3 protein-coding genes and 2 pseudogenes are annotated in these 3730 nt (G+C 72.5%); 3 read left to right on the top strand and 2 right to left on the bottom strand.

Annotation, left to right across the window (positions count from 1 at the left end):
* Positions 1-254: pseudogene (locus G3I65_RS13155) on the top strand (hypothetical protein); the annotation flags it as partial.
* Here G3I65_RS13155 and G3I65_RS13160 read toward each other — a convergent pair.
* Positions 248-1480, bottom strand: coding sequence for an alpha/beta hydrolase (locus tag G3I65_RS13160; RefSeq protein ID WP_160696363.1), 1233 nt, complete (start codon positions 1478-1480; stop codon positions 248-250). The pseudogene G3I65_RS13155 and the gene G3I65_RS13160 overlap by 7 nt on opposite strands.
* A 64-nt stretch (positions 1481-1544) precedes the next feature.
* Between G3I65_RS13160 and G3I65_RS13165 the strand changes: the two genes are divergently transcribed.
* On the top strand, positions 1545-2930 hold the full coding sequence (locus G3I65_RS13165) for a wax ester/triacylglycerol synthase family O-acyltransferase (protein ID WP_160696364.1): 1386 nt from the start codon (positions 1545-1547) through the stop codon (positions 2928-2930).
* Here G3I65_RS13165 and G3I65_RS13170 read toward each other — a convergent pair.
* Positions 2914-3411, bottom strand: a complete 498-nt coding sequence (locus G3I65_RS13170) for a nitroreductase family deazaflavin-dependent oxidoreductase (protein WP_160696365.1) — start codon at positions 3409-3411, stop codon at positions 2914-2916. The two genes, G3I65_RS13165 and G3I65_RS13170, sit on opposite strands and share 17 nt — an antisense overlap.
* Positions 3412-3555: 144 nt before the next feature.
* On the opposite strand from G3I65_RS13170, the pseudogene G3I65_RS57250 reads away from it, so the two are divergent.
* Positions 3556-3730: pseudogene (locus tag G3I65_RS57250) on the top strand (acyl-CoA dehydrogenase); the annotation flags it as partial.

Here is a 3730-nt window from a genome sequence, read left to right on the forward strand (position 1 = left end):
AAGGCGGCCGCGGCGGCCTGGCGGCCCTGCGCGACACCTGGCAACCCGGCCCCGGCCCGCTGGCCGAGGCGCAGGCGATCCTGGCCGACGCGGGCCTCCCGGGCCGGCCGAAGGTCTGGCGCAACCGCCTCACCCAGGGGAACCTGCAGCTGCGCTACGGCCGCGACGCCCGGTGGTACCGCTTCACCCGCTCCGGCACGGAATGGCGGATGGACGGCCCGCCCTCGGCGAGCCCGGTGGACCTGGCCTACTGACCGGCTTTCCACGCGTTGTACGTGTGGTCCAGGAACCGCCCGACGCCGCGGACCACGTGCGCGCTCCGCACCGACGTGAACACGTCGAACGCGTGCTGCGCCCCCGCCAGTTCCGCGTACGCCACCGGCCGGCGGGACTTCTCCCGCAGCCGCCGCACGAACTCGCGGGCCTCGCGGACCGGGACCAGGGAATCGTCGCGGCCGTGGATGACGAAGAACGGCGGCGCGTCCGAACTGATCCGGTCCAGCGGCGAGGCCGCGATGTAGTCGTCCAGGTGGTTGACCGGGTCGCGGTCGGCGGCGAACACCCGGCGCGCGATCAGGCCCTCCAGCCGGTACTTGCTGGCCCGGGAACCCGACGTGGCCGCGAAGTCGTACACGCCGTAGTGCGGGACGCAGGCCTGGACGCTCGTGTCCGCGTCCTCGAACTCCGGCTGCAGCGCCGGGTCGTTCTGCGACAGCGCCAGCAGCGCCGACAGGTGGCCGCCCGCCGAACCGCCGGTCACGGCGACGAAGTCCGGGTCGCCACCGTACTCCGAGATCGAAGAACGGATCCACGCCAGCGCTCGCTTCGCCGCCACGATGTGGGCCGGCCAGCGATGCGCGGGCGACAGCGGGTAGTTGATCGCCACGCACACCCAGCCGCGGCGGGCGAGGTAACGCATCAGGGGGCGGCCCTGCTCCTCCTTGTTGCCGATCACCCACGCGCCACCGTGGACCTGCAGCAGCACGGGCGCGCCGGACACCGGCGCCGCGGGCCGGTAGACGTCCAGCAAGAAGCGCTTGCCGCCCGGGGCGTAGGCGATGTTGCGATCCACCCGCACGTCCGGGGCGCCCATCCGGAACGGTAGTGCCAGCTCGCTCCACGGCAGCCCGAGGTCGGACCGGCCCAGCTCGGCCGCGTAGTCCTCGCCCAGCGCCTCCGTCAGCGCCTTCTCGATCTCCTCGCGGGCGCCGTGGCCGGTGCGGATCAGCGCGCCCAGGCCGGCGGCCGACGCCGCGGCCATGGCCAGGCCGGCTTGCGTCGAGCGGTCGCGGACGCCGTGACGGGCCAGGTGGACCGCGGTGTCGGCCGCGGTCAGGGCCAGCAGCTGGGGCGCCAGCTCGCCGGTCAGCCACCCGGCGAAGAACACCGGGATCGTCGTCGAGCGGGCCCGCAGCGGGCGGAGCGCGTTCGCCGTGAGACCGAGCTGGACCGCGCGGCGGATCAGGAAGTTCGGCTGCACCAGCGCGATGATACCGGTGAGTAGGGTGACGCGCCGCGCACCGGAACGGGCTTACCCTGGCGGTATGCAGCGACTGAGCGGCCTCGACGCGAGCTTCCTGTACCTCGAGACGCCGTCCCAGGTCCTGCACGTCTGCGGCCTGCTCACCCTCGACGGCTCGACCGTCCCCGGCGGCTACACCTTCGCGAAGCTCATGGAGAAGCTCGACGAACGGGTCCGGCTGATCCCGGCGTTCCGCCGCAAACTGCACAATCCGCTCTGGAACCTCGGCCATCCCGTGTGGATCGAGGACGAGGACTTCGACCTCGACCACCACGTGCACCGCATCGGCGTGCCCGCCCCCGGCGACCGCGCCGAGCTGGCCGAGCTGTGCGCGCACATCGCCGGCCAGCAGCTCGACCGCGCGCGGCCGCTGTGGCAGCTCTACGTCATCGAAGGCCTGGCCGACGGCCGGATCGCCGTGCTGCTGAAGATGCACCACGCCAGCGTCGACGGGGTGAGCGGGGCCAGCCTGATCACCGCCCTCGCCGGTCTGGAGCCCGACGCGCCGGCGCCGGTCATCGAGCAGCCCGGCAACCCGGCCGCGCCCTCAGCGCTCGACCTGCTGCGCTCAGGTGCCGGGACCGTCGTGAAACGTCCCGCCGAAGTCGCCCGGCTGCTGCCCGACCTGCTGGGCCTGGTGCCGCGGTGGCTCGGGAAAGCCCTGCGAGGCAAGGGGATGCCGGTCCCGTTCACCGCGCCGCGGACGTCGCTGAACGGCACGATCACCGGGCACCGCAGCGTCGCGTTCGCCCAGCTCGACCTCGACGAGGTCAAGGAGGTCAAGAACGCCTTCGGGGTCACGGTGAACGACGTCGTCCTCGCGCTCGTCGCCGGGGCGCTGCGCGAGTTCCTCGAAGCGCGCGGCGAACTGCCGGACGACCCGCTGGTCGCGACCGTGCCCGTCTCGATCCACGACCGGACCGAGCGCGAGCACGGCAGCAACAAGGTGTCGGCGTTCTTCGCCTCGCTCCCGACGCACCTGCCCGACCCGGCCGCGCGCGTGTTCTTCCTCGCCGAGGCCAACCGGCTCTCGAAGGACCACCACTACGACATCGACGCCGACATGCTGCAGGACTGGGCGCAGTTCTCGGCCGCGACGGCGTTCGGCCTCGCCGTCCGCGCGTATTCGGCGCTGCGCCTGGCCGAGAAGCACCCGGTGGTGCACAACCTGGTCGTCTCCAACGTGCCCGGCCCGCCGATGCCGCTGTACTTCCTCGGCGCGCGGATCACCGGCTTCTACCCGCTCGGGCCGGTCTTCCACGGCGCCGGCCTGAACGTCACCGTGCTGTCCAACGCGGGCAAGGTGCACGTCGGCCTGCTGGGCGCGCGGGAGCTGACCCAGGACCTGTGGCCGCTGGCCGACGCGCTGCCGGACGCCCTCGACCAGCTGCTCAAAGCCGCGGGCTGAGCACCACGACCGGGATCTCCCGCTCGGTCCACGCCTGGTATTTCGCGAAGTCGGCGTACAGCTCGACCAGCCGCGGCCAGAGTTCGGCGCGCTCGTCGGGCCCCGCCACACGAGCCGTGACCGCGACGTCGCGGCGGCCCTTCAGGTGGATGCGCGTTTCGGGGTCCGCCCGCAGGTTGAAGTACCACTGCGGGTGCCGCGGCAGCCCGCCCTGCGACGCGACGATGACGAAGTCGTCGCCGGAGCGCAGGTACAGCAGCGGCGTGGTGAACCGGCGGCCGGACTTGCGGCCCCGGTGCTCCAGCAGCAGCGTCGGCACCGGCTTGCGGAACCCGGCCCCGACCCGCCAGGTGCCGCCGATCCGGCCGCCGGTCAGCCGGAAGACCGCGACCTGTGCCTTCGCGCCGTACTTCATGACCTTCGCGGTCACCGGCGAGTCCAGGCCGCCGGGTTTCTGCTCCGGCAGGCTGAAGCGTCCCATCGTGGGTCCTTCCTCGGGGGAACACGTTCTGACTCGGCACGGGTGGCCAGTCGTGATCCGAGTCCTCCCGCGGGGTTGCCGTGCCGGTCCTTTCCGGTTAAGACTAGAACATGTTTCAGTATTGCGCCGAGTCGGAGGTCGGGCGTGGACTTCACCCTTGACGATACGCAGAGCGAGATCGCCGCTCTCGCCGCGAAGGTGCTCGGCGCGGAAGACGATCCGTGGCGCGCGCTCGCCGGCGCGGGCCTGCTGGCGCTCGCGCTGCCCGCGGACCTCGACGGTGACGGCCTGGGCGTCGCCGAGGTCGCGCAGGTCCTGA

This window comes from Amycolatopsis sp. SID8362 (assembly GCF_010550475.1).
In the GTDB taxonomy this organism is placed as follows: Bacteria; Actinomycetota; Actinomycetes; order Mycobacteriales; family Pseudonocardiaceae; genus Amycolatopsis; species Amycolatopsis eburnea.

What these genes read in the sequence shown, in the direction of transcription:
- G3I65_RS13165 (WP_160696364.1), top strand. Translation starts at nt 1,545, where the DNA reads ATGCAGCGACTGAGCGGCCTCGACGCGAGCTTCCTGTACCTCGAGACG.
- G3I65_RS13170 (WP_160696365.1), bottom strand. Translation starts at nt 3,411, where the DNA reads ATGGGACGCTTCAGCCTGCCGGAGCAGAAACCCGGCGGCCTGGACTCG.